The organism is Brevundimonas sp. 1080 (assembly GCF_040545985.1).
Classification (GTDB): Bacteria; Pseudomonadota; Alphaproteobacteria; order Caulobacterales; family Caulobacteraceae; genus Brevundimonas.
Genome location: NZ_JBEPMW010000003.1, coordinates 240,100 through 265,208, shown reverse-complemented (window position 1 = coordinate 265,208; position 25,109 = coordinate 240,100). Strand labels below are relative to the sequence as shown.

General features: G+C 66.0%; 27 protein-coding genes. 7 read left to right on the top strand and 20 right to left on the bottom strand.

The window, feature by feature from the left end:
• Positions 1–10: 10 nt before the first annotated feature.
• The 3 genes from ABIC32_RS11805 (at position 11) to ABIC32_RS11795 (ending at position 2,093) form a co-directional block, all read left to right on the top strand.
• The gene (locus tag ABIC32_RS11805) at positions 11–901 is read left to right on the top strand and encodes a flagellar motor protein MotB (RefSeq protein WP_354074294.1); all 891 of its coding nucleotides are present in this window, start codon (positions 11–13) and stop codon (positions 899–901) included.
• Positions 902–1,015: 114 nt separating this feature from the next.
• On the top strand, positions 1,016–1,753 hold the full coding sequence (locus ABIC32_RS11800) for an arginyltransferase (protein WP_354074293.1): 738 nt from the start codon (positions 1,016–1,018) through the stop codon (positions 1,751–1,753).
• 118 nt (positions 1,754–1,871) lie between these two features.
• Positions 1,872–2,093, top strand: a complete 222-nt coding sequence (locus tag ABIC32_RS11795; RefSeq protein ID WP_199061491.1) for a hypothetical protein — start codon at positions 1,872–1,874, stop codon at positions 2,091–2,093.
• 36 nt (positions 2,094–2,129) lie between these two features.
• Here ABIC32_RS11795 and parC read toward each other — a convergent pair whose 3' ends face one another.
• Entirely contained in the window at positions 2,130–4,331 is a 2,202-nt protein-coding gene (gene parC, locus ABIC32_RS11790; protein ID WP_354074292.1) for a DNA topoisomerase IV subunit A, read from the bottom strand.
• Positions 4,332–4,464: 133 nt separating this feature from the next.
• Here parC and ABIC32_RS11785 point away from each other — a divergent pair, with 133 nt between their 5' ends.
• Positions 4,465–6,195: a cytochrome c biogenesis protein DipZ gene (locus tag ABIC32_RS11785; RefSeq protein ID WP_307511347.1), complete on the top strand. Its 1,731-nt coding sequence runs from the start codon at positions 4,465–4,467 to the stop codon at positions 6,193–6,195.
• On the opposite strand, the gene recO is transcribed toward ABIC32_RS11785, so the two are convergent.
• The 13 genes from recO to folK form a co-directional block, all read right to left on the bottom strand.
• Complete coding sequence (gene recO, locus ABIC32_RS11780; RefSeq protein WP_153921836.1) at positions 6,192–6,923, bottom strand: DNA repair protein RecO; 732 nt, start codon at positions 6,921–6,923, stop codon at positions 6,192–6,194. The two genes, ABIC32_RS11785 and recO, sit on opposite strands and share 4 nt — an antisense overlap.
• Complete coding sequence (locus ABIC32_RS11775; protein ID WP_153921839.1) at positions 6,923–7,399, bottom strand: nuclear transport factor 2 family protein; 477 nt, start codon at positions 7,397–7,399, stop codon at positions 6,923–6,925. Before ABIC32_RS11775 ends, recO begins: the two co-directional genes overlap by 1 nt.
• A 47-nt stretch (positions 7,400–7,446) precedes the next feature.
• The gene (locus ABIC32_RS11770) at positions 7,447–8,685 is read right to left on the bottom strand and encodes a serine hydrolase domain-containing protein (RefSeq protein ID WP_307511351.1); all 1,239 of its coding nucleotides are present in this window, start codon (positions 8,683–8,685) and stop codon (positions 7,447–7,449) included.
• A 15-nt stretch (positions 8,686–8,700) separates the two neighbouring features.
• Positions 8,701–9,648 (bottom strand): GTPase Era, encoded by a 948-nt coding sequence (era, locus tag ABIC32_RS11765; protein WP_017503839.1) that lies wholly within the window; start codon positions 9,646–9,648, stop codon positions 8,701–8,703.
• On the bottom strand, positions 9,645–10,355 hold the full coding sequence (rnc, locus tag ABIC32_RS11760; RefSeq protein ID WP_354074291.1) for a ribonuclease III: 711 nt from the start codon (positions 10,353–10,355) through the stop codon (positions 9,645–9,647). Before rnc ends, era begins: the two co-directional genes overlap by 4 nt.
• On the bottom strand, positions 10,355–11,248 hold the full coding sequence (gene lepB, locus ABIC32_RS11755) for a signal peptidase I (RefSeq protein ID WP_354074290.1): 894 nt from the start codon (positions 11,246–11,248) through the stop codon (positions 10,355–10,357). The genes rnc and lepB overlap by 1 nt, the downstream gene beginning before the upstream one ends.
• Positions 11,249–11,303: 55 nt before the next feature.
• Positions 11,304–11,705 (bottom strand): holo-ACP synthase, encoded by a 402-nt coding sequence (gene acpS / locus ABIC32_RS11750; protein WP_055809927.1) that lies wholly within the window; start codon positions 11,703–11,705, stop codon positions 11,304–11,306.
• Complete coding sequence (locus tag ABIC32_RS11745) at positions 11,702–12,442, bottom strand: pyridoxine 5'-phosphate synthase (protein ID WP_354074289.1); 741 nt, start codon at positions 12,440–12,442, stop codon at positions 11,702–11,704. The genes acpS and ABIC32_RS11745 overlap by 4 nt, the downstream gene beginning before the upstream one ends.
• A gap of 4 nt (positions 12,443–12,446) precedes the next feature.
• Positions 12,447–13,031: an orotate phosphoribosyltransferase gene (pyrE, locus tag ABIC32_RS11740; protein ID WP_354074288.1), complete on the bottom strand. Its 585-nt coding sequence runs from the start codon at positions 13,029–13,031 to the stop codon at positions 12,447–12,449.
• A 50-nt stretch (positions 13,032–13,081) separates the two neighbouring features.
• Positions 13,082–13,840 carry an LOG family protein gene (locus ABIC32_RS11735; protein WP_354074287.1) on the bottom strand — a complete coding sequence of 253 codons (759 nt, stop codon included), beginning with the start codon at positions 13,838–13,840 and terminating at the stop codon, positions 13,082–13,084.
• A complete protein-coding gene (locus ABIC32_RS11730) occupies positions 13,837–15,996 on the bottom strand; it encodes a RelA/SpoT family protein (RefSeq protein WP_354074583.1) in 2,160 nt (719 codons plus the stop codon). Before ABIC32_RS11730 ends, ABIC32_RS11735 begins: the two co-directional genes overlap by 4 nt.
• Positions 15,997–16,130: 134 nt before the next feature.
• A complete protein-coding gene (gene rpoZ / locus ABIC32_RS11725; protein WP_017504892.1) occupies positions 16,131–16,490 on the bottom strand; it encodes a DNA-directed RNA polymerase subunit omega in 360 nt (119 codons plus the stop codon).
• A gap of 84 nt (positions 16,491–16,574) precedes the next feature.
• Positions 16,575–17,171 carry a 2-amino-4-hydroxy-6-hydroxymethyldihydropteridine diphosphokinase gene (folK, locus tag ABIC32_RS11720; RefSeq protein WP_354074286.1) on the bottom strand — a complete coding sequence of 199 codons (597 nt, stop codon included), beginning with the start codon at positions 17,169–17,171 and terminating at the stop codon, positions 16,575–16,577.
• Between folK and ABIC32_RS11715 the strand changes: the two genes are divergently transcribed.
• Positions 17,137–17,673, top strand: coding sequence for a LabA-like NYN domain-containing protein (locus ABIC32_RS11715; protein ID WP_354074285.1), 537 nt, complete (start codon positions 17,137–17,139; stop codon positions 17,671–17,673). The genes folK and ABIC32_RS11715 overlap by 35 nt on opposite strands.
• Complete coding sequence (locus tag ABIC32_RS11710) at positions 17,670–18,308, top strand: uracil-DNA glycosylase (RefSeq protein WP_354074284.1); 639 nt, start codon at positions 17,670–17,672, stop codon at positions 18,306–18,308. The genes ABIC32_RS11715 and ABIC32_RS11710 overlap by 4 nt, the downstream gene beginning before the upstream one ends.
• A 3-nt stretch (positions 18,309–18,311) precedes the next feature.
• Here the strand turns inward: ABIC32_RS11710 and smpB are convergent, their stop codons facing one another.
• Together smpB and dapA are read right to left on the bottom strand one after the other, a co-directional pair.
• On the bottom strand, positions 18,312–18,785 hold the full coding sequence (smpB, locus tag ABIC32_RS11705) for an SsrA-binding protein SmpB (protein WP_055809902.1): 474 nt from the start codon (positions 18,783–18,785) through the stop codon (positions 18,312–18,314).
• The gene (gene dapA / locus ABIC32_RS11700) at positions 18,785–19,669 is read right to left on the bottom strand and encodes a 4-hydroxy-tetrahydrodipicolinate synthase (protein WP_174085086.1); all 885 of its coding nucleotides are present in this window, start codon (positions 19,667–19,669) and stop codon (positions 18,785–18,787) included. Before dapA ends, smpB begins: the two co-directional genes overlap by 1 nt.
• Positions 19,670–19,794: 125 nt before the next feature.
• On the opposite strand from dapA, the gene ABIC32_RS11695 reads away from it, so the two are divergent.
• Complete coding sequence (locus ABIC32_RS11695) at positions 19,795–21,855, top strand: lytic transglycosylase domain-containing protein (protein ID WP_354074283.1); 2,061 nt, start codon at positions 19,795–19,797, stop codon at positions 21,853–21,855.
• Here the strand turns inward: ABIC32_RS11695 and ABIC32_RS11690 are convergent.
• From ABIC32_RS11690 to ABIC32_RS11675, 4 genes are read right to left on the bottom strand one after another with little or no spacing between them, the layout of a single operon-like run.
• The gene (locus tag ABIC32_RS11690) at positions 21,849–22,604 is read right to left on the bottom strand and encodes an ABC transporter ATP-binding protein (protein WP_354074282.1); all 756 of its coding nucleotides are present in this window, start codon (positions 22,602–22,604) and stop codon (positions 21,849–21,851) included. The two genes, ABIC32_RS11695 and ABIC32_RS11690, sit on opposite strands and share 7 nt — an antisense overlap.
• Positions 22,601–23,590 carry a FecCD family ABC transporter permease gene (locus ABIC32_RS11685; RefSeq protein WP_354074281.1) on the bottom strand — a complete coding sequence of 330 codons (990 nt, stop codon included), beginning with the start codon at positions 23,588–23,590 and terminating at the stop codon, positions 22,601–22,603. The genes ABIC32_RS11690 and ABIC32_RS11685 overlap by 4 nt, the downstream gene beginning before the upstream one ends.
• A complete protein-coding gene (locus ABIC32_RS11680) occupies positions 23,587–24,387 on the bottom strand; it encodes an ABC transporter substrate-binding protein (protein ID WP_354074280.1) in 801 nt (266 codons plus the stop codon). The genes ABIC32_RS11685 and ABIC32_RS11680 overlap by 4 nt, the downstream gene beginning before the upstream one ends.
• The gene (locus ABIC32_RS11675; protein ID WP_091746725.1) at positions 24,384–25,013 is read right to left on the bottom strand and encodes a TetR/AcrR family transcriptional regulator; all 630 of its coding nucleotides are present in this window, start codon (positions 25,011–25,013) and stop codon (positions 24,384–24,386) included. The genes ABIC32_RS11680 and ABIC32_RS11675 overlap by 4 nt, the downstream gene beginning before the upstream one ends.
• Positions 25,014–25,109 lie beyond the last annotated feature (96 nt).

The window sequence follows — 25,109 nt, the reverse complement described above, 5'->3', positions numbered from 1 at the left end:
GTGCGCGTCCATGTCCGTGAGCGATCGTCCGATCCTCATCAAGAAGGTCAAGAAGGTCTCCGGCGGAGGCCACCACGGCGGTGCGTGGAAGGTGGCCTATGCGGACTTCGTGACCGCCATGATGGCCTTCTTCCTGCTGATGTGGCTGATCAACACGACCGACCCGGAGCAGAAGCGCGGCATCGCCGAATATTTCGCGCCCGCCAGCGTGTCTGAGACGACGTCGGGTTCAGGCGGCATCCTGGGCGGCACATCGCTGGGCGACGATGGCGTCAAGAGCGCCGGCTCGCAGTCCGTGCTGGAAGAACTGGCGCCCGAGGCGCCTGCAACCGATCAGACGGGCTCGAGCCTGTCGTCCGCCAGCGACGCTGCCCTGCAGGCCGAGATTCAGAAGCGTGAGGCCGCCGAGTTCGCCAGCGCCGCCGAATCGCTGCGTCAGGCCATGCAGTCGATGCCGGAGTTGGCCGAACTGTCGAAACAGCTGATCGTGGACCAGACGCCCGAGGGGCTGCGCATCCAGCTGGTCGATCAGGAAGGCCGGTCGATGTTCGACAACAACTCGGCCCGACCCAATGCCCGCGCCCAGGTGCTGCTGCGCGCCGTGGCCAAGGTGATCAACCAGTTGCCGAACCGAATCTCCATCACCGGACACACCAGCGCCGCGCCCGGCTTCAGCCGCGCCAGCGCCCCTGCCGACTGGAGCCTGTCGTCCGCGCGCGCCAATGGCTCGCGTCTGGTGCTGCAAGGTTCGGGCGTCGATCCCGACCGGGTCTATTCTGTGGCGGGCAAGGCGGGGTCCGACCCGCTCTATCCGGACGATCCGACCCTGGCAGGGAACCGCCGCATCGCCATCGTGCTGTTGCGCGAGGCGCCGGTCCTGCCGTCGGACACCTCGCTGTGACTCCGCTCGGCTGCAACGCGAACAGGCTTGCAGCCGGAACGCGGATGACGCCAAATCGCGCGATGAGCGTTGCGTCGTCGCAATATTGGCAAGATCGGATGTGGACCTGAGGCCGTGACCCAGCACGTACCGACCCGACAACTTCGCTTCTTCATGACCTCGGTGGCGCCTTGCCCCTATCTGCCGGGCAAGACGGAGCGGAAAGTCTTCGCCAACCTGCCCTTTTCCGATGGCGCCCACGTCAATGACGAGCTGACGCTGGCGGGTTTCCGTCGCAGCCAGAACATCGCCTATCGCCCGGCCTGCGAGGCGTGCGACGCCTGTGTCTCCGTCCGGCTGCCAGTGCCGGAGTTCGCCTTCACCCGTTCGCAACGCAAGGTTTTGGCCCGCAACGCCGACCTGTCGCGCGACCTGGTCGAAGCGGAGGCGACGACCGAACAGTTCCAGCTTCTGCGCCGCTACCTGACCACGCGCCATCCGACCGGCGGCATGAGCGACATGGGCTGGCTGGATTACGTCGCCATGGTCGAGGATACGGCCGTGCGCACCCATCTGATCGAATACCGCATGCCCTCCACGGACGGCGGGCCGGGCGATCTGGTCGCCGTGACCCTGACGGACCTGCTGAAAGACGGTCTGTCGATGGTCTACAGCTTCTATGACCCGACGATGGAGCGGCGCAGCCTGGGCCGGTTCGCCATCCTGGATCATGTGCGCCAGGCCGCCATCGTCGGTCTGCCGTTCGTCTATCTCGGCTATTGGGTCCAGGGCTCCGCCAAGATGGATTACAAGGCCGACTTCCGACCTATGGAAACCCTTGGCAAGCTGGGCTGGTCGCGGCTAGACGCTTAGCCGCACCACTCAGACGGGATAACTCTACTCCCTGGAGTTGACTCCGATTAATGATTGGTCCTCACTTATCGTGCGCAATCACGCGCTCGACGTGGAGACGGCTATGAAGATCTCAAGATTGGCGACCCTCACCGCATTGATTTTCGCCGCTGGCAGCAGCGTGGCGTCATCGCAGACCTGGCCCGGCCCTATCGAGCAGGGCTACGTGGCCTATCATTACAATCAAGAATTTGAACCACGCTACCTTGTGGCGGTCTCTGGATTGAACTGCGACGGCACCAGCTATCATGAGCCGCTGCAACTCGGGCAGTATATCGAATATACCTACTTCGACTGCTGAAGATTACCGACGGCGGGCTAGCGAGCTCGCCGTCACTCACCTGAACTTCCGCAGGCCTCTTGGTCCCTGGCGACCGGCGCCGGCGCGTTTGCCCAGCCAGTCTTTCCAGTCGGGCCAGTTGCGACGACGTCCGCCGCCGTCGGCCCATTCCGGCCCGTTTTCGGCGTTGAAGACGGTGATATCGGCGAGGCCGCCCTGTTTGAAGCTTTGCAGCTTTACGCCCTTGCCGCGCACCATCTCGGGCAGTTCGGCGAGAGGGAAGATCAGCGTCTTGATGTTCTCGCCGATGGTCGCGACATGATCGCCGGTCACCCGCAGCACCGCCAGCATTTCGCCGTTCAGCACCTGTTTGCCGCCGCGCTTCTGCGCCAGGGTGTCGTCTTCAGGCGCAATGAAGCCGTATCCGGCCTTTGATGCGATCAGCAGCTTGCCCCCCGGTTGGTGGGCCAGGACGTTGATGATCTCGGCCTTCTCGTCCAGATCGATCATCAGGCGCAGCGGCTCGCCATGGCCGCGTCCGGAGGCCAGTTTGTCCGCGCCGATGGTGAAGATGCGCCCGTCCGACGCCGCCACCAGCAGCTTGTCGGTCGTATAGGCGGGCACGAGGTAGGCTAGCTGGTCGCCTTCCTTGAACTTCAGCTCCGACGGATCCTCGACCTTGCCCTTGGCGGCGCGGATCCAACCGCGTTCCGACAGGATGACGGTGATCGCCTCGCGCGGAATGAAGGCCTCAGGCGTGACAAAGGCGGACGTATCCACCGCCTCGGCGATCGTGGTCCGGCGCGGAGAGATCAGCGCCTTGCGCACGGCCTCCAGCTCCTTGGAGATCGCCTTCCACTGCTTGCCTTCCGACGACGTCAGCGCCTTCAGGTTGGCAAGTTCTTCCGACAGCGCATTGAATTCCTTCTCAATCGTCATCTCTTCCAGACGCGCCAACTGACGCAGCCGGGTGTCGAGAATGAAGTCGGCCTGAACCTCCGTCAGGCCGAAGCGCGCGATCAGGATGGCCTTGGGCTGCTCCTCCTCACGGACGATACGGATTACCTCGTCCAGGTTGAGGAAGACGATGCGCAGACCTTCCAGCAGGTGCAGGCGCTTTTCGACCCGCTCGATCCGCCATTGCGAACGACGGTTCAGCACCTCGCGCCGGTGATCCAGGAAGGCGCGCAGGCAGTCTTTCAGCCCCATGACGCGCGGCGTGCCGCTGGCGTCCAGCACGTTCATGTTGATCGGGAAGCGGACCTCCAGATCGGACAGCTTGAACAGGCTTTCCATAAGCATTTCAGGCTCGATGGTGCGGTTCTTGGGCTCCAGAATCAGGCGGATGTCCTCGGCCGATTCGTCACGCACATCGCCCAGCAGAGGCGCCTTCTTGTGCTCGATCAGGTCCGCCAGCGCCTCGATCAATCGCGACTTCTGCACCTGATAGGGCATTTCGGTGACAATGATACGCCACACGCCGCGCCCCAGATCCTCGGTCTCCCATCGCGCGCGCAGGCGCACCCCGCCTCTGCCCGTCTCATAGGCGTCCAGGATGGAGGCATGACCTTCAACCGCAACGCCCCCGGTCGGGAAGTCGGGGCCTGGCACATGCTGAACCAAGTCTGCGGTCGTCACGTCCGGCCGCTCCAGCAGCAGCTGGCAGGCGTCGATCAGTTCGCCGACATTGTGCGGCGGGATCGAGGTGGCCATGCCGACCGCGATGCCGGACGAACCATTGGCCAGCAGATTCGGGAAGCCGGCCGGCAGAACGATCGGCTCCTCGTCCTGATCGTCGTATGTAGGTCGGAAGTCGACGGCGTCCTGATCAATGCCATCCAACAGCAGGACGGCGGCGGGCGTCAGCTTGCACTCTGTGTAGCGCATGGCCGCGGCGCTATCGCCGTCGATATTGCCGAAGTTCCCCTGACCGTCGACCAACGGATAACGCTGGGCGAAATCCTGGGCCAGGCGCACCAGGGCCTCATAGATCGAGGCGTCGCCGTGGGGGTGGTATCCGCCCATCACCTCGCCGACGACCTTGGCGCATTTGCGCGCCGCCGCCTGCGGGTTCAGCCGCATCTGATGCATGGCGTAGAGGATGCGTCGGTGCACGGGTTTGAACCCGTCACGCACGTCCGGCAGCGCGCGATTGGTGATGGTCGACAGGGCGTAGGCTAGATAGCGACGGCTGAGCGCCGTCTCCATCGGCTCGTCGATGATGCGGCCGCCTTCCGGCGGCGGGGCGTGGATCGTCATGGCTCTGCGAATCGGGGATCGGAGGCAGGAAGTCTAGCCCGTAAGACGCCAGATTGGGGGATAAGCGCGCTGGGGAGTCACCAAACTGCTCCGCCGTGCGTATGTGAGTGACCCACCCTCGTCAGGCCGCGCCATGATCCTATTCCTGCTGTCCTATCTCGCCGGCGTTCTGACCATCGTCAGTCCCTGCATCCTGCCGGTTCTGCCCTTCGTCTTCGCGCGAGCGGATCGGCCGTTCATCCGCAACGGTCTGCCGTTGTTGGTCGGGATGGCCGTGACCTTTGCGGGGGTGGCGACGCTGGCGGCGCTGGGCGGCGGCTGGGCGGTTCGGGCCAATGAGGTCGGGCGCTGGATCGCCCTGGCCGTCATGGCGGTGCTGGGCGTCAGCCTGCTGTTTCCGGCCGTGGGCGATCGCCTGATGCGGCCGTTCGTGGCGGCGGGGTCCTGGCTGACCGATCGCGCCGAGCGCCAGGGTGGCGATCAAGGCGACGTGCGCTCGTCCCTGCTGCTCGGCGTCGCGACAGGGCTGCTCTGGGCGCCGTGCGCCGGACCCATTCTGGGCGTGATCCTGACAGGCGCAGCGCTTCAGGGCGCCGGCGTCGGCACGACGGTTCTGCTGCTGGCCTATGCAGCAGGCGCGGCGACATCACTGGGTCTGGCCCTGCTGGTCGGTGGTCGCGTGTTCAAGGCCATGAAGGGCGCGTTGGGCGTCGGCGAATGGGTAAGGCGCGGCCTGGGCGTGCTGGTGCTGATCGGCGTGGTCGTCATCGGTCTGGGTGCGGACACGGGACTGTTGACCCGGATTTCGGCCGCCAGCACGGGCCGGATCGAACAGGCGCTGCTGGGCGGGATCGGGCGCGGAATGCCGACGAACCAGGCCCCGGCCGATCTGGCCAATCTGCCGGTCGAAGGGGTGATGCCGCCGTTGACCGGGGCGACGACCTGGATCAACACCCCGCCGCTCACGACCGAGCAGCTGAAGGGCAAGGTGGTGGTGGTCGATTTCTGGACCTACTCCTGCATCAACTGCATCCGTTCCATCCCCTACGTCCGTGCCTGGGCTGAGAAGTACAAGGACCAGGGTCTGGTGGTGATCGGCGTGCACACGCCCGAGTTCGCCTTTGAGAAGTCCGAGGCCAACGTCCGCCAGAACGTCCAGCGCCTTGGAATCACCTATCCTGTCGCCATGGACAATGAGTTCGCCATCTGGCGGGCGTTCAAGAACCAGTACTGGCCCGCCCACTACTTCATCGACGCCAGGGGGCAGATCCGTCACCACCATTTCGGCGAAGGGGACTATGCGGGCTCCGAACGCGTGATTCAGCAACTTCTGAAGGAAGCGGGCGCCGCGAACGTCGCCAGCAATGTCGTCACAGTCCAGGCTGAGGGCGCGGAGGCCGCCGCCGACATGGCCCAGGTCGAATCGCCAGAGACGTACGTCGGCTATGGCCGCGCGGCGAACTTCCGCTCTCCCGGCGGCCTGGCCAACGACGTGATCAAGGACTATGTCGCCGCGCCGCTGAAACTGAACGATTGGAGCCTGTCGGGCCGCTGGCGCGTGACGCGTGAGCATGCCGACCTGCAGGCGGCCGGCGGCCGTATCGCCTTCCGCTTCAAGGCGCGCGATCTCCATCTGGTCATGGGCCCCAGCAAGCCGGGGGCACCCGTCCGCTTCCGTGTCCGGATCGATGGCGCGCCGCCGGGCGCGAACGCCGGCAGCGATATCGACGCCCAAGGCCTTGGGCGCGTCGATGGCGAGCGGCTGTACCAATTGGTCCGTCAAACGGGCGCGGTGCGCGAACGGACGTTCGAGATCGAGCTCCTGGATCCCGGCGTTCAGGTCTTCGCCTTCACTTTCGGCTAGAGCCGACCGGCGTCGCCCAGCTTGTCCAGCATCCACACGCGCGCAGGCGGCAGGGGCTTGTTCTGCGGATGGAAGACGAACTGCTCCAGGAAATGCCCCGTCAGGTCGAACCCGGCCCGGACGTCGCCCTCGATCAGACCGGATTGCGCCCCCAGCATGAAGGGCGGCAGGGTCAGCATCTTGTCGGCATAGGGAACGCCGGCGTCGCGACTGACCGCCCGGCCGGTGCGAGGACTGACGTAGATCAAGTCGTCGGCCGTGCCGGTCGCGGCGCATTTCGACAGGTCCAGGCCAAAGCCCAGATCTTCCAGCAGCCCCGCCTCGAATCGCACGAAAATCGCAGGCCAGACCGCAGGCATTTCGAACGCCGCCATCAGCGCCTCGAACGCCAGAAAGACGCCGGGATGCGGCTCACGCTCCGGCAACGCTCCTTGGGTCACGCCTGCCGCCGCCGCCAGTCCGGTGAGCGCCAAGGCGTCGTCGAACAGGGCGCTGGGCCCCTCGCCTACCGGCTCCAGCCGCACAGCGCCGAGGTGATCCGAGGTGCGGGCGCGGTAATCGGCCACGACTCGCGCGCCCGCCTGCAGGAACGGCTTCATCTTGCGTGACGCTCCGCCCGCCACATAGGCAGAGCGCCTGCCGTGGTTCTCGGTCAGCAGATCGACCACGGCGCCCGTATCGCCGTGGCTGCGCGCCGACAGGACGAACGCCTCTTCGTGGAAGTCCATCAGTCCGCCGGATCCTGAGCGATCAGCCCGACCACGCTCTTGGCCTTGTCGTTCGGCACGGTGAAACTGAGCACATATTGCTCGATCTTCCAGCCGTCGTGGGTCAGGCGCAGCACGCCTGAGCCTCGCGTCAGGCCGTAGGCGTCGTTGTCCAGCAACTCATCGAACCAGACGATGCAGCGGCAATCGCCCGGCGCCAGGGTCGCTACCCGGTCATGCGGGCGATAGGTCCAGCCTTTCCCCTGTGAGAAATAGGGCGTGGCGTAGGCGCGAAACTCAGCCAGCGACCAGCGCTCGGTCGCATCCGTGCCGATGAACCGGGCATCAGGCGTAAACAGATCGAAATAGGCCTCGCCGTCCGCTCGCGAGGCCGCCGCGTGCATTCGGTCTAAAACGGCGCCGGCCTCGACGACGGGATCGCCCGCAGCCTGCGTCGACGAAGCGGAAAGGACGAGAGCGGCAAGAAGAGCGATCATGGTCTTGTTCTACTCCTGTTCTCCTCGCCGGGAAACAGTCGGACGCCTCAGCGCGCCAGCGTGGTCGGAAACTCGTGGCCCAAGGCCTCGGCCATCGCCTGCTGGCTGATCAAGAAGACCTGGTCACGCAGGTGATAGTTGTTGGACAGGACGATCACCGTCACGTCGGCGTCCGGCTGATAGAGCATCAGGTTGCGGAATCCGCCCCAGCTGCCGGTGTGATAGATCTGGCGGTCCTGGAAGCTCGGCCGCACCTGATCGCCAAGACGGTTGGCGAAGATGCCGAAACCCCAGTCCCGACGTGGATGGCTGCGCTCGTTCGGCTTGGTGTCGGCCGGCGCGTGGTCAGCCAGCATCTGCTGATAGCTGGCGGGGGTCAGCAGGCCGCCGCGGTGCAGCGCCCTCTGCCAGACCAGCAGGTCGTCCAGCGTCGAATAGACCGCGCCGGCGCCCGCCACGATAGAGGTGTTGGCGTTCGGCTGGGCCGCCAGACCGCCGGGGAAGTTGGCGTAGCCCATGATGACGCCGTGATCGCCGCCATCGAGATCAAGCCCGCTATCCTTCATGCCGAGAGGCTTGAAGAAGGTCTCACGCATATAGGTCTGAAAGGGCTTGCCGCTGGCCTTTTCGACGATGGCGGCGGCTAGATTGAAACCGGCGTTGTCGTACTGAACCTTGGCGCCCGGCTCGAACTGAAGGCCGAACCGTTTCGAATCCTCGGTCAGTTCGTCCAGCGTCGCCGGCGTCGTGCGGCGCATGCCCCAACCGGGCCGCGCCATCAGATCAGGAATGCCCGAAGTATGCGACAACAGATGGCTGATGCGGATCGGCGCCCAGGCCTGCGGACAGGGCTGGATCCATTTGCAGACTGGATCGGAGACGTTCAGCTTGCCCTCGTCCTGAAGCTTCAGGATCGCCGTCGCCGTGAACTGTTTAGAGATCGAGGCCAGACGGAAACGCGAATCCAGCGCCAGCGGCTGATTCTGCTCGTAGTTGGCCTTGCCATAGACCTGGCGGAACAGGACCTTATCGCCCTTGGCCACCAGAACCGCGCCCGTGAAGCGGCCTGAAGCAGCTTCGCGATCCAAGCGCGCGGCCAGTTGCGGCAGGTCCTGAACCACGACCACGGGTGGTCGTGGCGGCGCATCGGCGCGCTCGGTCGCCAGTTCCACATCAGTCTTGGGCGCCACGGCCGTGGCGATGCCGCCCCAGACCGCGCCGCCGAGGATCAGCGCCCCGAGGACGCCCAGAACGAGCCGGGGATGACCCCCGGCGGTACGCGGCACATCAAACACAGGAACTCAGACGTCGAAATCCAGACCGAACTGGGCATAGAGGGCGCGGCTGTCCTGCCATTTCGGATCGACCTTGACGGTCAGGAACAGGTGCACCTGACGGCCGAGGATTTCGTTCAATTCCTCGCGCGCCTTCTGGCCGATCCATTTCAGGGTCTGGCCGCCCTTTCCCAGCACGATGGGCCGCTGGCTCTCGCGCTCGACATAGATGGTCTGTTCGATCCGGGCCGAGCCGTCGGCGCGATCCTCGAAACTGGTGGTCTCCACCGCCGCAGAATAAGGCAGCTCTTCATGGACGCGCAGATAGACCTTCTCGCGCGTGATCTCCGCCGCAAGAACCCGCACCGGCACGTCGGCGGCCTGATCCTCGGGATACAGCCACGGCCCCTTGGGCATGGACAGGGCCAGACGTTGCTTCAGGTCCTCGACGCCGTCGCCATTGGCCGCCGAGATCATATAGACCTCGGAGTAAACTCCGCTTTCGAACAGCTTCTGCGACAGCGCCAGCAGGGTGTCGCGGCGCATGCCGTCGATCTTGTTCAGCGCCAGAACAACCTTGGTCCCGGTGGCCTGCAGGTTGGCGATGATGGTCTCGGTGTCCTCGGCCGAGCGACGATCGGCCGCCGTGCCCTCTCGGCCTTCGGCGTTGATGTGCGACTGGGCGTCGATCAGGTGAACGACGATGTCCGCATCTTCTGCTCCGCCCCAGGCTGAAGCGACCATGGCTCGGTCCAGGCGACGACGCGGCGTGAAGATGCCGGGCGTGTCCACCAGCACGATCTGGGCGTCGCCTTCCATGGCGATGCCGCGCACGGGAAAGCGCGTCGTCTGCACCTTTTGCGTGACGATCGAGACCTTGGATCCGGTCAGCCGGTTCACCAGCGTGGACTTGCCGGCGTTGGGTGCGCCGATGATGGCGGCAAAGCCTGCGCGCTGGTTTTCGATATCGGTCAAATGACGCCTTCACGTTTGAGGAGAGCCGTTGCGGCCGCCTTCTCCGCCTCCTGACGCGAACGCCCTTGCGCGGTCAAGGGCTGCACGTCCTGCACGGACACTTCGACGGTGAATGTCGGCGCATGGTCCGAACCCGTCCGATCGGCGACGCGATAGGTCGGCAGCGGCCGCCCCAACCCTTGCGCCCATTCCTGAAGCGCCGATTTCGGATTGGTCACGGTGCGGGATGGCGGCGCCGACAGTTCGTCGGACCAGGCCCGTTCGAACACGGCCTTGGCGGCATCCAGCCCGCCGTCCAGATAGACCGCCGCCAATATGGCCTCGACCGCATCGGCGATGACGCCGGCCTTGCGGCGCCCGCCGGTCTTGGTCTCGCCGGGCGATAGCCGCAGCGCGGGCCCCACGCCCAGCGCCTCACCGACGCGGGCGCAGGCGCCCTTGTCGACCAGGGCGTGCAGGCTGGACGACAGCTGGCCCTCGTCCGCCGTCGGAAACTGAGCCGACAGGCGCTCGGCGACCAGCAAACCCAGCACCCGGTCGCCCAGAAACTCCAGCCGCTCGTTGTCGCGTGGACCGTGGATGCCGACCGGCGCCCCCTCGCCCACGCTGGCGTGTGTCAGGGCGCGCTCCAGCAGGGCCTTGTCGTTGAACCTGTGTCCCAGGCGCGTTTCCAGCGCCGCGACCGCTTCGGCTCTCAGATTGGCCATCAGTGCAGAACGTTGAAGAACCGGTCGAGCCGCACGTTGAACCAGCTGACCGGGTTCCACAGCGACGAACCGGGCTTCCACGAGAACAGGATGATCTGCGCCTTGCCGACCAGGTTCTCGGCCGGGACCATGCCCACGCCGCTGGACTGTTCGACACGGCTGTCGATCGAGTTGTCGCGGTTGTCGCCCATCATGAAGTAGTGACCGGCCGGGACCTCATAGACGGGGGTGTCGTCCAGATCGTTTCCGGGACCGAAGTCCTGGGTCATGAAGCTCTTGCCTTCCGGCAGGGTCTCGCGGACCTCGGTCACAGGACGCGGGCCGAAGATGTCGTTGATCTCCTGCTCGCTGACCACGACGTCCTGCACCGGCTTGTCGTTGATATAGAGCTTGTTGGCGATCATCTGGATGCGGTCGCCGGGCAGGCCGATCACGCGCTTGATGAAGTCGGTCTTGTTGTCGCGCGGCAGTTTGAACACAACGATGTCGCCACGCTTGGGCGCCGAACCCATGATCCGTCCATCGAACAGCGGCGGGCTGAACGGGATCGAGTGCTTGGAGAAGCCATACGACCACTTGGAGACGACGATATAGTCGCCTTCGTAGAGATTCGGCTCCATCGAGGCCGACGGGATGGTGAAGGGCTGGAACAGGAAGATCCGCAGCACCATCGCGATCAGCAGGGCGAAGACGATGGTCTTGAAGATTTCGCCGGTCTCGCTGGCCGCCGAGGTCGCCTTGTCGCCGCCCTTCGGGCTCTTGGCATAAACCTTCTGGTTCGACGTCGTGGGCTCCTGCACCGACTTGACCGGAGCGTCCGCTTCCGAGGCCGCAAATCGTTCTTCGGGGGTGGCGTCGCGATTGGCGTCGTCGGGCTTTTGGTCTTCGCTCATGCGATCAGGCATCCTCGCCGCGTCCGCGCGGCCATCGCGCACGCCTATAACCTGATTACGACTGCGGCAAGGCTTCGATCACCACGAAGGCGAGCGCATAGGGATGTTCGTCGCTCAGCGTCAGGTGGATTTTCGCCTCGTGTCCGGCTGGCGTCAGACGCGCCAGATGCTCAGCCGCGTGGCCGGTCAGCGCCATCGTCGGCTGACCCGATCGCAGGTTCACCACCCCCATGTCGCGCCAATAGACATCGGCGCGCATCCCGGTGCCCAGAGCCTTGGCGCAGGCCTCCTTGGCGGCGAACCGTTTGGCGTAGCTCCAGGCCGGGTCCGGCTTCCGGTCCGAGCGGGTGCGTTCCAGTTCGGTGAAGCAGCGGGTCTTGAAGCGATCTCCAAACCTATCAAGAGACGCCTGGATGCGACGGATGTCCGACAGATCCGCGCCGACGCCGATGATCATTTGGCCGCATCCATCGCGGCCCGCATCCGTCGGATCGCGCCATCCAAGCCGATGAAGATCGAGTCGCCGATCAGGAAATGACCGATGTTCAACTCGCGGATTTCGGGAATCGCCAGCATGCGGGGGGCCGTGTCGTAGTCCAGCCCGTGGCCCGCATGGACCTCGAGCCCCAGGATGTCGGCCTGGGCGGCGGCGGCGGCGAGACGTTCGAACTCAACCTCTCGCTCTGCCGGATCGGTCAGGTGGCAGTAGCGGCCGGTGTGGAATTCGACCACCTGGGCGCCGACGACGGCGGCGGCCTCGACCTGCGCCTCGGTTGGTTCGATGAAGAGCGAGACCCGGATGCCGGCGTCTGCCAGCGCCTTGACCACAGGCGCGATCCGTCCTTCGTGACCGGCGACCGCTAGACCGCCTTCGGTCGTCACCTCCTCGCGCCGCTCGGGCACCAGACAGGCGGCGTGCGGCCGGTGGCGCAGGGCGATGGCCAGCATCTCGTCCGTCACCGCCATTTCCAGGTTCAGCGGCTTGCCGGCGCGGGCGCAGAGGGCGCTGAGCACGTCGATATCGGCGTCGGTGATGTGGCGGCGGTCTTCGCGCAGGTGCGCGGTGATTCCGTCTGCTCCGGCCGCCAGCGCCGCCTCGGCCGCGCGCGCAGGATCGGGGTGTGTGCCGCCGCGTGCGTTTCGCACCGTGGCGACATGGTCGATGTTGACGCCCAGCCTGACCCGTTCTCGCATGGCTCTACTTCGACAATCTGCGGCTGCCGGGATCTTCCACCGGAAGCGTGGCCAGTTCAGGCGGAAGAGCGTCGGCTGGGTAGGCAGGCACGTCCAGCGACGCCAGGGCGATCAGCGGCACGCCCACATCCGCCTTGCCGCCCGAGCGATCGACGATACAGGCGGCGGCGATCACTTCGCCTCCGGCAGCCTTAATGGCGGCGATGCATTCGCGCGACGACAGGCCTGTCGTGACGATGTCCTCGACCATGACGACCTTCTCGCCCGGCTCGACCGAGAAGCCGCGACGCAGTTTGAACTCACCGCCTTCGCGCTCGACATACATCGAACGGACCTTCAGGTGTTTGGCCGTCTCGTAACCTGGGATGATGCCGCCTACAGCCGGCGAGATGGCGACATCGACCGGGCCGACCGTGGTCGTGATCTTGTCCGCCAGCGCCTTGCACAGCCGCTCGCAGCGCGCGCCGTCCATGAAGACCAGGTTTTTCTGCAGGAAGACCGGGCTGTGCAGACCCGACGACAGGACGAAATGGCCTTCGCGCAGGGCGCCGGCGTCGCGAAACTCGTTGAGGACGTCTTCAGTGTTCATGACAGGGTTCTAGACCCGGATCGCGCGCGGATGAACCCTGCGGCGACGCTTCATTCGATGTTTTCGTTCGGCCGCAGCCCGCGTGCGAGCAGTTCGGCCCAGACGCCCTCCGCGTCCTCGGCAAAACCGATCAGGTCCAGGTCGGAGGCGGCGATCATTCCATGTTCGACCAGAGCGTCGAAACCGATCACCGAGGTCCAGTAGGCCTTGTCCACCAGAACGACCGGAACCGGCGGCGCCTTCTTCGTCTGGCGCAAGGTCAGCATCTCGAACATCTCGTCGAAGGTGCCGAAGCCGCCGGGAAACACCACCAGCGCATTGGCGCGCATCGCCAGATGCATCTTCCGCATCGCGAAATAGTGGAAGCGGAACGTCAGCTCCGGCGTCGAATAGGCGTTCGGCTCCTGCTCATGCGGCAGGGTGATGTTGAACCCGACGGACGGCGCGCCCGCGTCCACGGCCCCTCGGTTGGCCGCTTCCATGATGCCCGGGCCGCCGCCGGTGGCGATGACATTGTCACGAGGTTCTCCGACGCGACCTCGCAAGGCTCCGCCCCGCTCGGACGCCAGTCGACCAAAGGCGCGGGCCTCTTCATACCAACGGTGCCCTTCGCGGATGCGCGCGCTGCCGAAGACGACGATGGTCGAGCGCACGCCCCAGGCCCTCAACGCCTCCTCAGGCTTGGCGTATTCCATCAGGAACCGCACGCCACGCATCGAATCGCCCAGCAGGAAGTCCTGATCCATCGCCGCCATGCGATAGGACGGCGAGGCCATCTGCGCCGCGTTCGGTTTTACCGGGTCACTCATTCGCCCCGCGCGCGCTCGACGGAGTCGACCGACGGATTGGCCCTCAGCGCCGCGATGATCATGGTCGCATGCTTGGCGTCTTCGACCTCGACGTCCACGTCCACGTCGAAGAAGTCCTGCTGACGATGCGCCATCGACAGGTTGATGATGTTGCCGCCGGCCTCGCCGATCAGGGTCGTGACCTGACCCAGCACGCCTGGCGCATTTCGGATCGTCGCGCGAATACGGGCGGCGGCGACCGCGTCCGTCTCGGCCTGAGGCGTCCATTGCAGGTCGTGCCAGACCGAATCGTCATCGGCGAAGGCGGCCAGGGTCTGGCAATCGATGGTGTGCACCGTCAGGCCTGACTCCGGCTCCAGAATGCCCACGATCCGGTCGCCCGGCACGGGCGTGCAGCATTGGCCGAAATGAACCGACACGCCGGGCGTCAGCCCCCCGCCGCGCACGAACAGCCGCGCCTTGTCGCCCTCGATGCGCTGCTTCTCGGGCCCGGCCTTCAGCCGTCCCTTCAGCGCGGGGAACAGGATTTCGGCCGCCGTCGTCGGCGACAACCGCCCGCGACCCAGGCCTTCGAACAGATCGTCGTCGCTCGCGACCGCCAGCAGTTCCAGAACCGGCTTCAGCGACACGTCGGTCAGGGTCTTGTCGACCCGGCCCAGGGTTTGATCCAGCGCGACGCGACCCAGCTTGATGAACTCTTCGCGCTCGGAGGTGCGGATATGACGGCGAATGGCGGAACGCGCGCGGCCCGTGACCGTCAGACTGCGCCAGTCGGCAGGCACTTCGCGCTTGGAGCCGCGGATGATCTCGACCACGTCGCCGTTCTGGAGCGGCGTGCGCATGGGCTTCAACTCGCCATTGACCTTGACGCCGACGGCGGTGTCGCCGACCTCGGTGTGGACGGCATAGGCGAAGTCCAGAGGCATTCCCCCGCGCGGCAGGGTGACCAGTTGCCCCTTCGGCGTGAAGACGAAAACCTGGTCCAGATACATTTCCAGCTTGGCGTGCTCGACCCAGTCCTCGCCGCCCTCGCCGTGCTCGATCACCTGAACCAAGTGTCGCAGGTTCTGAAGCGGGTCACGCCCGCCGCCCTGTTCCATCGCCTCGCGGTCGAAGCCGTAGGAATGGTTCTTGTAACGCCAGTGGGCGGCGACCCCGTCCTCGGCGATTCGGTCCATGTCCTCGGTGCGGATTTGCATCTCGATCCGCAGGCCCCGGGGGCCGACGACGGTCGTGTGCAACGAGCGATAGTTGTTCGACTTAGGCGTCGAGATGAAATCCTTGAACCGCTCGGGCACCATCGGCCATTCGCGGTGGATCACACCCAGCGCGCGGTAGCAGTCGTCCTCCGCCTCGACGATGACGCGGAAGCCGTAAATGTCCGACAGGGACGAAAAGCCGACCGACTTGCGCTGAAGTTTGCGCCAGATTGAATAGGGCGTCTTCTGCCGGCCATAGACATTGGCCTTCAGGCCCGCCTCGGACAGAACGCGCTCAACCTCGCTCGCCACGCCGTCGATGGCGCGACCATGCTCCAGCTTCAACGCCTCCAGCCGCCGCTCGATAGCCGTCTTGGCCGTTGGGTTCAGATGGGTGAAGGCTAGCTCTTCCAGCTCGGACGCGATCGAGTGGATGCCGATCGACCGGCCCAGGGGCGCATACACTTCCAACGTTTCGCGGCTGATCCGCTCGCGCTTCTCCGGCTTCACGAACTGGAGCGTGCGCATATTGTGCAGACGGTCGGCCAGCTTGACGAGCAGCACCCGCACGTCACGACTGATGGCCAGGATGAACTTGCGCAGGTTCTCGGCCTGGCGCGTGTGTTCCGCCTGAAGCTCCAGCCGCGACAGCTTGGTCACGCCCTCGACCAAGACAGCGACCTCTTCGCCGAACATGCCGGCAATGTCGTCGCGCGTCGCCGATGTGTCCTCGACCACGTCATGCAACAGGGCGGTGACGATGGTGGCGGTGTCGAGCTTATAGTCGGTAAGGATCCCCGCGACTTGGATCGGGTGGGCGAAATAGGGATCGCCTGAGGCTCGCAACTGCGAGCCGTGCATTTTCATCGCATAGACGTAGGCGCGGTTCAGAAGCGCTTCGTCGGCGGTCGGGTCATAGGCCTTTACGGCGTCGATAAGCTCAAACTGACGCAGGATCGGCGCGCGCTTGGGCTGCGGCGCCGGATCGACGAGCGCCGTCTGAGGGTCGTTTTTGTTTGCAGCTTGGGGCGCCGGCGGAACCGTCTCGGTCCGCGCCGGCAGGATAGTGACGCCAGGGGCTCCCTCGGGCGTCAGTACCGCTCCTCCTGACCGCCGTCGCGGTCGCTTTGGAGGGCGCGGATCAGCTCCGCCTCGGCCATGTTCATGTGCTGCGGCGAGGCCAGCAGGGCGACCGTTTCCGCCTCGTCCTCGGCTTCCGTGCGCTCATCGACGCGTTGCAGCGTGGTGATGATGGTCTCGCGCAGTTCGTCCGGCACGACAGTGTCGTCGGCGATCTCGCGCAGGGCGACGACAGGGTTCTTGTCGTTGTCGCGGTCGATCGTCAGGGCGGCGCCGTTGGCGATGCTGCGGGCGCGGTGGCCAGCCATCAGCACCAGACCAAAGCGGTTCGGAACCTTCTCGATGCAGTCTTCGACGGTGACGCGGGCCATGAAATTCCTCGAACGCGGGGGAGAACCGCGTCAAATACAGATGAGGACGGCTTTTTGCAACGCCACAGGGGCGGAAGTTGGGCGTCAGGTCGGGCGGGCGTCGGCGCCGACGGAGGCGGAAGCGGCCAGGTCGCTTGCGGCCCCGCCATGCGGATGCACCCATCTCGGCGCGATCTCGGCGATAGGGCCCATGACGAACCGGCGCTCGGCCGCGCGGGGATGGGGCAGGATCAACCCCTGCAGGTCACCGCTCAATCGTCCGTAGGCGATCAGGTCCAGATCCAGCGTCCGCGGCGCATTGCGAACCGACCGCTCGCGGCCGAACGCGTCCTCGATCCGGCCGAGCGCCGCCATCAGGGCATGGGGATCGTGTTCTGTGTGGACGATGACCACGCCATTCAGAAAGGCGGGATCGTGCGGATCGGGCCAGGCCTGGGACGCCCACCACGATGAGCGTGCGACGACATCAATCCCCTCGCTGCGAAAACGCGCGAGCGCCGCCTCCAGTGCTTTGGTGCAGGACGACCATGCCCCCTTGTCATTGCAGCCCAGGGCCACGATGACTGCGTCATTCAGGTCGAACCCGTCATCGATTCCGAGGGCGACCGCGCGATCCGATTTTTCATCTCTTTCGACGGCTTCGACCATGTTTAATCCCACCGACCGGCTGGCGATCTTCATCGACGGCTCGAACCTCTACTCCGCCGCCCGCGCCTTGCAGCACGACATGGACTTCCGGCGGATGCTGGACTGGTTCCGCGAGAGGTCCATCCTGACCCGCGCATACTACTATACGGCCGTGGTCGAGGGCGAAGAATTCTCGCCGGTAAAGCCGCTGGTCGACTGGCTCGACTACAACGGCTTTTCGGTCGTCACCAAGCCGGTGAAGCGGTTCACGGACAATAGCGGCCACAGCCGGATCAAGGGCAATATGGACATCGAGATCGCGGTGGACATGCTGGAGCTGGCGCCGCACATCGATCATGCGGTGCTGTTCTCAGGCGACGGCGACTTCCGGCGGGTGGTTCAGGCGGTCCAGGCCAGGGGCGTACGGGTCACGGTCATCTCGACCCAGAAGACCCAGCCGCCGCATATTGCCGACGAACTGCGCCGTCAGGCCGACGCCTTCCTGGACCTGAACGATCTGATGGCCGACTTCGGCCGCCCGAAGGCCGCCCAATGACCCTGAAGCCCGAACCGCCCCGCGACTGCCCCCTATGTCCTCGCCTGGTCGCCTATCGTCAGGAGAATGCGCGCCAGCATCCAGACTGGTGGAACGGGCCGGCCGCCTCGTTCGGCGATCCGAACGCCCGTCTGCTGATCGCCGGTCTCGCGCCCGGCCGGACCGGCGCCAACCGGACGGGACGCCCCTTCACCGGCGATCACGCCGGCTGGCTGCTGTACGACACCCTCAAGAAGGCCGGCTTTGCGCAAGGCCATTACGATCCCAACGGCGACGATGACCTGACGCTGACGGACTGCATGATCACCAACGCGGTCCGGTGCGCCCCGCCCGGCAACAAGCCTCTGCCGATGGAGGAGACGACCTGCCGTCCCTTCCTGATCGACCGGCTCAAACTGCTGCCTAATCTGAAGGTGATCGTGACGCTGGGCGACGTCTCGCGCCGCAACATCCTGAAAGCGTTCGGACGGCCAGCGTCAGCGATGCCGGCGGGCCACGGGGCGCAGGGCGAAGCCGGCGGCTACGTCATTCTGAACAGCTATCACTGCTCCCGATTGAACACGAACACCGGTCGCCTGACGCCGCAGATGTTCGAGGACATCTTCGCGCGCGCCCGAACCCTGATCGAGGCCTGAACCTCAGCCCTTGTCACGCATCAGGCGGGCCTTATCGCGCTGCCAGTCGCGTTCGGCAGAAGCCTCGCGCTTGTCGTGCAGCTTCTTGCCCTTGGCCAGCGCGATCTCCAGCTTCGCCTTGCCTGCATCGTTCAGGTAGAGCTTCAGCGGAATGATGGTCTGACCGTCGCGCTGGACCGCCCCCATCAGCTTGTCGATCTGCTTTCTGTGCAGCAGCAGCTTACGCGGTCGGCGCGGCTCGTGGTTGAAGCGGTTTGCCTGTTTGTACGGCGGGATATCGGCGTTGATCAGCACGATCTCGCGCCCCTCCACCGCCGCATAGCTTTCGGCGATATTGGCCCGGCCGTCGCGCAGCGCCTTGATCTCGGTGCCCAGCAGCTGGATCCCGGCCTCGATATTGTCTTCCAGGAAATAGTCGAACCGCGCGCGGCGATTTTCGGCGATGACCTTGGATTTCGATTGCGGCTTGGGCGCCATCAGATGACGCCCGCCGCCGCCATGGCGCGGTCGATAAGGGGTTTGACCGCATCGGAGGTCGGCGACAGCGGCAGACGCGCCTCCTCATTGCACAAGCCAAGCTTGGCCAGGGCGTACTTCGTCGGCGCGGGCGAGTTGTCCAGGAACAGCGCCTTGCACAAACTAATCAGTCGGTCCTGCCAGTCGCGTGCTGTCGCATAATCTCCGGCGGTCATCGCATTGTGCAAGGCGACCATGGCCTCGGGCGCGACATTGGACGCCACCGAGATCAGGCCGACGCCGCCATGGGCGTGGTAGCCGAGATAGCTGGGGTCGTCGCCCGAGATCAGGTCGAACTGGCCATCGATGTTTGCGCGCATCCAGCTGACGCGGCTCATGTCGCCCGTGGCGTCCTTGATGCCGACGATGTTGGCGTGGGCCGCCAGCCGCGCCACTGTCTCATTGGACAAATCGGCCCCCGTGCGGCCCGGCACATTGTAAAGCAGGATCGGCAGTTGAACCGCGTCGGCCACCGCTTCGAAATGGGCTGCCATGCCCGCCTGGGACGGGCGAATGTAATAGGGCGTCACGATCAAAGCCCCATCCGCGCCCACCGTCTTGGCGTGGCGGGTCAGGTCGATGGCCTCCTTGGTATAAGGCGATCCGGTACCGGCGATGACGGCGATGCGCCCGGCCGTCAGACGCACGCACAGTTCGATGACGTGTTTGTGCTCATCCAGATCCATGCTGGCGCCCTCGCCCGTCGTGCCCATCGGGACGACGCCGTGAACCCCTGCGGCGATCTGACGCTCGAGCAGTTTGGCGAATGCGGCTTCGTCCACGTTTCCGTCACGAAGTGGTGTGATCAGGGCGGTGATCACGCCCTTGAACAAGGGGGCGTTCATGAGACTAAGCTGGCCTGCGTGGGGAGTGACGATGGACGGATGTTCATCGCCTTTGCAATGAGCGCGGGACGTTAGGTCGCCAGCGGCTCCGCCGCAACCGGGATTGAATGGGAACAGGACAGATCATGATCGCGACCAGTCTGGCGGCGGCCCTCGCCGTCCTTGCGCCGAACCCGCAGGACGTCCTGCCTACCCAGCCTGTGCCCTATGCTTCGGCGTCCTCGTCCGTCCCCGGCTATTCGGCGACCTATCAGGGCCGCGTGCTGAGCGATCAGGACACGGCGCTGTTTCGTCAGGGGCTGGCGGCGGCCCGTGCGCGCGATGTGTTCGGCGCCCAGTCCGCTATGTCGCAGATCAGGGACGCCTCGGCTCGCAAGCTGGTCGAATGGGCGCTGATCGACACCTCGGGCGAGCAGTTGCCCTACTCGGACCTCGCGCGCGGTCAGGCCGATCTGGCGGGATGGCCGCGCGGCGAATCGCGACGCGCCGCCGCCGAAAAGGTGCTGGACCGGTCCGGCATGGGCGCGGACGCCGCCTTGGCCCTAATGTCTGACGGAAAGCCGACGACGGTCGATGGGGCCATCGCCTACGCCTCCGCGCTGCAGCAGCGCAGCCGCCAGGATGAGGCGCGCGCCCTGGTCCGCGACTGGTGGCGCACCCGTTCGTTCGACGACGCACCGCAGTCGCGCATCCTCAGTCAATGGGGTTCCTGGCTGACGCCCGCCGATCACGAGGCGCGGCTGAACATGCTGCTGCTCGGTCCGCACGGACCGGCGACGCGTAGCATGATCAATCTGGTCTCGCCCGATCGCGCCGCCATCGCGAACACGGTCATGACCCTTCGGTCGGCCTACAGCCCCGACGCCGTCATCGCCAATCTGACGCCGGCCCAGGCGGCCGATCCGGCGGTCGTGCTGGAGCGTGTTCGCCTGCTGCGATCGCAAAATCGCCAGTCCGAAGGCTTTGCGCTGCTGGCCAATCTTCCGCCGGCGCCAGGCCACACGACCGGCGACAACACTCTGTGGAGCGAGCGCCGCAACTACTTCCTCGACGCCCTGCAACAGGGCAACTGGCGCGCAGCCTATGACGCCATGAACGGTCACGGCTTCACCTCGGGCGACCGGATGGTGGACGCCGAGTTCTTCGCCGGCTGGGTCGCCCTGACCAAGTTGAACCAGCCCGAGGTCGCCGCCCGCCATTTCGAGGCTCTGCGCACCGCCTCGTCCACGCCGATCACTCAGGGCCGCGCCTACTATTGGCTGGGTCGGGCCGCCGAGGCTCGCGGCGAACGCGACGCCGCCCTCGCCTACTATCGCAACGGCGCCCAGCATTGGCAGACCTTCTACGGGCAGTTGGCGGCCGAGAAGGCGGGGATGACCACGCTTCAACTGCCGGGCGAACCGGTCCCGTCTCAAGCGGACATCGCCCGCTTCGAAGGCAATGAGATCGTCCGCGCCACCCGCATCCTTGGCGAGACCGGCGAGATGAGCCTGCTGCGCGTCTTCGCCTATCAGCTGGACAACGACCTGCCCACGATCAACGACCTGGCCCTGCTGATGGACCTGTCGCGCGGCTATGGCGAAGGCTTCACCGCCATGATGGTCGGGCGCGCCGCCAGCCAGCGCGGTTTCGTCATGCCCGAGCGGATGTATCCCGTCCGCGTCCCGCCCCAGGTCGCCGGCGCCGCACCGCTGGAGTTCACCCAGGCGATCACGCGTCAGGAATCCAGCTTCGATCCCCGCGCCCGCTCCGGCGCCGATGCGCGCGGCATGATGCAGTTCCTGCCGTCCACCGCCTCCGGCGTCGCCCGCCGTCTGGGCATGAGCTATTCAGCCGAGCAGTTGTGGGATCCCGACTACAACATGACCTTGGGCAGCTATCACCTGGGTGAGCTGATGGCCGCGAACAACGGCTCCATGCTGCTGGCGACAGTCGGTTACAACGCCGGACCGGCGCGCCCCAGCCAGTGGATCGCTCGTTGCGGCGACCCGCGCGGCGATGCGATCAAGACCATCGACTTCATCGAGTGCGCGCCCTTCACCGAGACGCGCAACTATATGATGCGGGTGATGGAAAACATGGCGGTCTACAAGGCGCGCCTGAACGGCGGCACGGCGCCGCTGACGCCCTCGGCCGACATCTCGCGCGGTTCGGCGGCCGGCGCGCGGCCCTATATCGCCTACTGAGCCCGGCGGGCCGCCAGCAGCGGCCCGTTCGGCCCTTCGATCCACGCGCCGTCCAGCCCGAACACCTCGCGCAGGACGGCGGGCGACAGGGCCTGGATCGGTGGGGCGTCGGCGACGACTCGCCCCCGATCTAACACAACGATACGATCCGCCGCGGTTGCAGCCAGGGTCAGGTCATGAAGACTGACCAGCACCCCCGCCCCGTCGTCAGCACGCGCCCTCAGGCGTTCCAGCACCAGACGCTGCGCATCCGGGTCCAGCCCCGCGATCGGCTCGTCGGCCAACAGCAGCGGCGCATCGACGACAAGGGCGCGCGCCAGCAGAACCCGGGCACGCTCGCCGCCTGACATCTCTGCAACGCCGCGGTCCGCCAGATGACCAGCGCCGACTTCGTCCAGAGCGGCCCGCGCTCGCACCAGCGCATCCGCGCCTGACAGAAACGGCGCGCCGAGCGCCGCCACCTCAACCGCCGGCAGGTTCCAGGCGATGCGCCGTTCCTGCGGCAGATAGGCGACGCGTTCCGCCCGCTGGCGATGGGACAGATCGACGATGTCCGCGCCGCCCAGTCTGAGTTGGCCACCGGTCGTCGCCAGCAGGCCCACGGCGGCGCGGATAGCGCTGCTCTTGCCCGCTCCGTTTGGTCCGCACAGGGCCACGACCTCGCCCGCCGCGACCGACAGGCTCACCCCATCCAGCACGACGGCCTTGCCCAACCGCGCCTGAACGGTCTCCAGCGACAGCAAGCTCACAGCCGCCACTCCCGCGCCGCCCGCCAGGCGATCAGGGCGAACAGGGGCGCGCCGATCAGGGCGGTGAACACGCCCAGCTTCAGTTCCTGATCCGTCGGCGTCAGTCGCGCCAGCAGATCCGCGACGATCAGCATCAGCCCGCCCGCCAGCGCCGAGGGCGCCAAGATTCGCTTGGCATCGCCGCGCACCGCCGCGCGCACCAGATGCGGAGCCGCCAGGCCCACGAACCCGATGACGCCCGCCACCGCCACCGCCGCCCCTGTTGCCAGGGCCGCCGCGATCAGGGCGAAGGCCCGCAACCGTCCCATATTCAAGCCCGACGCCGCCGCCCCCTCGTCGCTCAGGGTCAGCATCCGCAGACCTGTGCCCGACAAGGCAGCAAAGCCCCCCGCGACGATGACGGCCGGGGTCACCCAGGCGACATCGACCCAGCTTCGGTTCTGCACCGATCCCAGCAGCCACGACATGACCTCGGCCGAGGCGATGGGCGACGGCGACAGGTTGAAGATCAAAGCTGTCGCCGCGCCTGCGAAACTGGAGACCGCCACCCCGAACAGGATCAGGGCCTCCGGGGCCCGCATGGCTCTGGACGCCGCGATTAACAGTCCGCCCGCCAACGCCGCGCCCGCCAATGCCGAAAGCTCGATCAGTCCCGGCACGGCCGCAGCACCAAGCACGATGGCCAGCGCCGCGCCCAGGGCCGCCGTCGCCGACACCCCCAGCACGCCGGGATCGGCAAGCGGATTGCGCAACAGCCCCTGCATCACCGCGCCCGCCAATCCCAGGGCCGCGCCGACGATCAGGGCGCACACCGCGCGCGGCGCCCGCACCCGCCACAACACCTCGGCCGGACCGGATGTCGGATCGCTGAAGGCAGCCGCATACTGATCGACGCTGAACGCCGTCTCGCCGGCCAGCACCGCCAGGGCCAGCGCCGCGACGATCAAGCCGATCAGAACCAGGCACAGCCGAACCGTTCTGTTCACGGCCGCCCCTTGGCCATCATCTCCACCGCGTCGGCGGCGAACCAGGCTGGGCAGGTCAAGGTCGCAGCGGGCAGGCGCGCCGCCGTTCGGCCCTCGGCCGCTCGCGCGACAACCGGATGCCGCCCCGGTCCGCGCAGGTCGGCGCGCAGCTGATCGAAGAAGCCGAGCACAAATCGCACCGGAGGATTCATCGCGATCCGCTCGACGCTGAGTGCGCCAAAACCGGGAGTGGCCGTCAGATTGCGAAATCCGGCCGCCCGCATCATCGCATCGATCAGCGTGCCTGGCCCCGCGGTGAAGCCCCCCGAGGTCAGATACACGGCCCCCGGCGCCTCAGCCGTGCGCTTCACCCGCGCCGCTTTGGCCAACTGCCCGTCCATCCGTTGCTCTAACGCCTGCCCGCGCTGCATTTGACCCAGATCGCGCGCCACGGTTTGGATATTCCGGCGCACCCCATTCAGGTCCACCGCGTCATCGATCGTGGTCACCTTGACCCCGCGCTGCGCCAGCGCCGTCAGCAGGCGCGGTTCGCCGCCCCAGTAGCGCACCACGACGTCGGGCTGAAAACCCACGGCGGCCTCGAGCGTCGGACGCAAACGCCTGTGACCGTCCGCCTGCTGACGCAGCCAGGCGTCAGGATCGTCGGCGCGCGGCGACAATGCGATGTCCGCATCCGGCGCCAAGGCCAGCACATATTGATCCGCGCACTGATCCAGCGCCATGATCCGCAAGGGCCTGGCCTGAGCCGCGGTGCTGCTGAACGCCAGAGTCGCCAAGGCGACGCAGATACGCTTCATCTTTCGATCAGACCGGCGAACAGGGCGTCCAGGGTCGTGCGAACCAGCGCCTGTCGATCGGACCACGGGAAATAGGGCTTGGTGATCATAAGAGACACAATCCCGTGCGCCGCAGCCCAGATCGCCTGGGCGATCGTGGCGGGATCGCCCTTCATGCGTCCGGCCGTCACGGCGTCGCCGACCGTGGCTTCCAGTGTCGTGAACAGACTGGCGCCCAATTCGCGCGCCGCGTCCTGGGCGCCCTCTCGCGCCTCGACAGGTCGTGTCAGATAGATCAGGCGATAGGCATTGGGGTGGGCGAAACCGAAGTCGATATAGCCCTCGATCATCCGCCGCAGCCGCTGCTCGGGCGGCGCGGCCTCATCGGCGACGGCGGCATTGGATGCGATCAGCCGCGCAAAGGCGTCACGACAGATTTCCTGCAAGATCGCGCCCTTATCCGGGAAATGCATATAGAGCGCCGTGGACGATAGCCCGACCTCATCCGCAATCTTGCGAATCGTCGCGCCTTCATAGCCGTGCTCGACGAAGATGCGCTCGGCCGCGGCCAGGATTTCGCCCCTACGCGAATGGCCTTCGCCCTTGGGCTTTCGGGTCGTGCGCGAGGCGTTCGAAAGTTCAGACAAGCCGCTGCTCCGGGTGAGGCGCCCTGAATAGCGACAATCCGTCCCGGACGCCAACCGACTTGCAGAACAAGGTTGTTTCAAATAGCGATTAGGGGT

What these genes read in the sequence shown, in the direction of transcription:
- ABIC32_RS11805 (WP_354074294.1), top strand. Translation starts at nt 11, where the DNA reads ATGTCCGTGAGCGATCGTCCGATCCTCATCAAGAAGGTCAAGAAGGTC.
- parC (WP_354074292.1), bottom strand. Translation starts at nt 4,331, where the DNA reads ATGACGATCCACGCCCCGCCGCCGGAAGGCGGCCGCATCATCGACGAG.
- ABIC32_RS11785 (WP_307511347.1), top strand. Translation starts at nt 4,465, where the DNA reads ATGATCCTATTCCTGCTGTCCTATCTCGCCGGCGTTCTGACCATCGTC.
- recO (WP_153921836.1), bottom strand. Translation starts at nt 6,923, where the DNA reads ATGGACTTCCACGAAGAGGCGTTCGTCCTGTCGGCGCGCAGCCACGGC.
- ABIC32_RS11775 (WP_153921839.1), bottom strand. Translation starts at nt 7,399, where the DNA reads ATGATCGCTCTTCTTGCCGCTCTCGTCCTTTCCGCTTCGTCGACGCAG.
- rnc (WP_354074291.1), bottom strand. Translation starts at nt 10,355, where the DNA reads ATGGCCAATCTGAGAGCCGAAGCGGTCGCGGCGCTGGAAACGCGCCTG.
- lepB (WP_354074290.1), bottom strand. Translation starts at nt 11,248, where the DNA reads ATGAGCGAAGACCAAAAGCCCGACGACGCCAATCGCGACGCCACCCCC.
- acpS (WP_055809927.1), bottom strand. Translation starts at nt 11,705, where the DNA reads ATGATCATCGGCGTCGGCGCGGATCTGTCGGACATCCGTCGCATCCAG.
- ABIC32_RS11745 (WP_354074289.1), bottom strand. Translation starts at nt 12,442, where the DNA reads ATGCGAGAACGGGTCAGGCTGGGCGTCAACATCGACCATGTCGCCACG.
- pyrE (WP_354074288.1), bottom strand. Translation starts at nt 13,031, where the DNA reads ATGAACACTGAAGACGTCCTCAACGAGTTTCGCGACGCCGGCGCCCTG.
- ABIC32_RS11735 (WP_354074287.1), bottom strand. Translation starts at nt 13,840, where the DNA reads ATGAGTGACCCGGTAAAACCGAACGCGGCGCAGATGGCCTCGCCGTCC.
- rpoZ (WP_017504892.1), bottom strand. Translation starts at nt 16,490, where the DNA reads ATGGCCCGCGTCACCGTCGAAGACTGCATCGAGAAGGTTCCGAACCGC.
- ABIC32_RS11715 (WP_354074285.1), top strand. Translation starts at nt 17,137, where the DNA reads ATGTTTAATCCCACCGACCGGCTGGCGATCTTCATCGACGGCTCGAAC.
- folK (WP_354074286.1), bottom strand. Translation starts at nt 17,171, where the DNA reads ATGAAGATCGCCAGCCGGTCGGTGGGATTAAACATGGTCGAAGCCGTC.
- ABIC32_RS11710 (WP_354074284.1), top strand. Translation starts at nt 17,670, where the DNA reads ATGACCCTGAAGCCCGAACCGCCCCGCGACTGCCCCCTATGTCCTCGC.
- smpB (WP_055809902.1), bottom strand. Translation starts at nt 18,785, where the DNA reads ATGGCGCCCAAGCCGCAATCGAAATCCAAGGTCATCGCCGAAAATCGC.
- dapA (WP_174085086.1), bottom strand. Translation starts at nt 19,669, where the DNA reads ATGAACGCCCCCTTGTTCAAGGGCGTGATCACCGCCCTGATCACACCA.
- ABIC32_RS11695 (WP_354074283.1), top strand. Translation starts at nt 19,795, where the DNA reads ATGATCGCGACCAGTCTGGCGGCGGCCCTCGCCGTCCTTGCGCCGAAC.
- ABIC32_RS11680 (WP_354074280.1), bottom strand. Translation starts at nt 24,387, where the DNA reads ATGAAGCGTATCTGCGTCGCCTTGGCGACTCTGGCGTTCAGCAGCACC.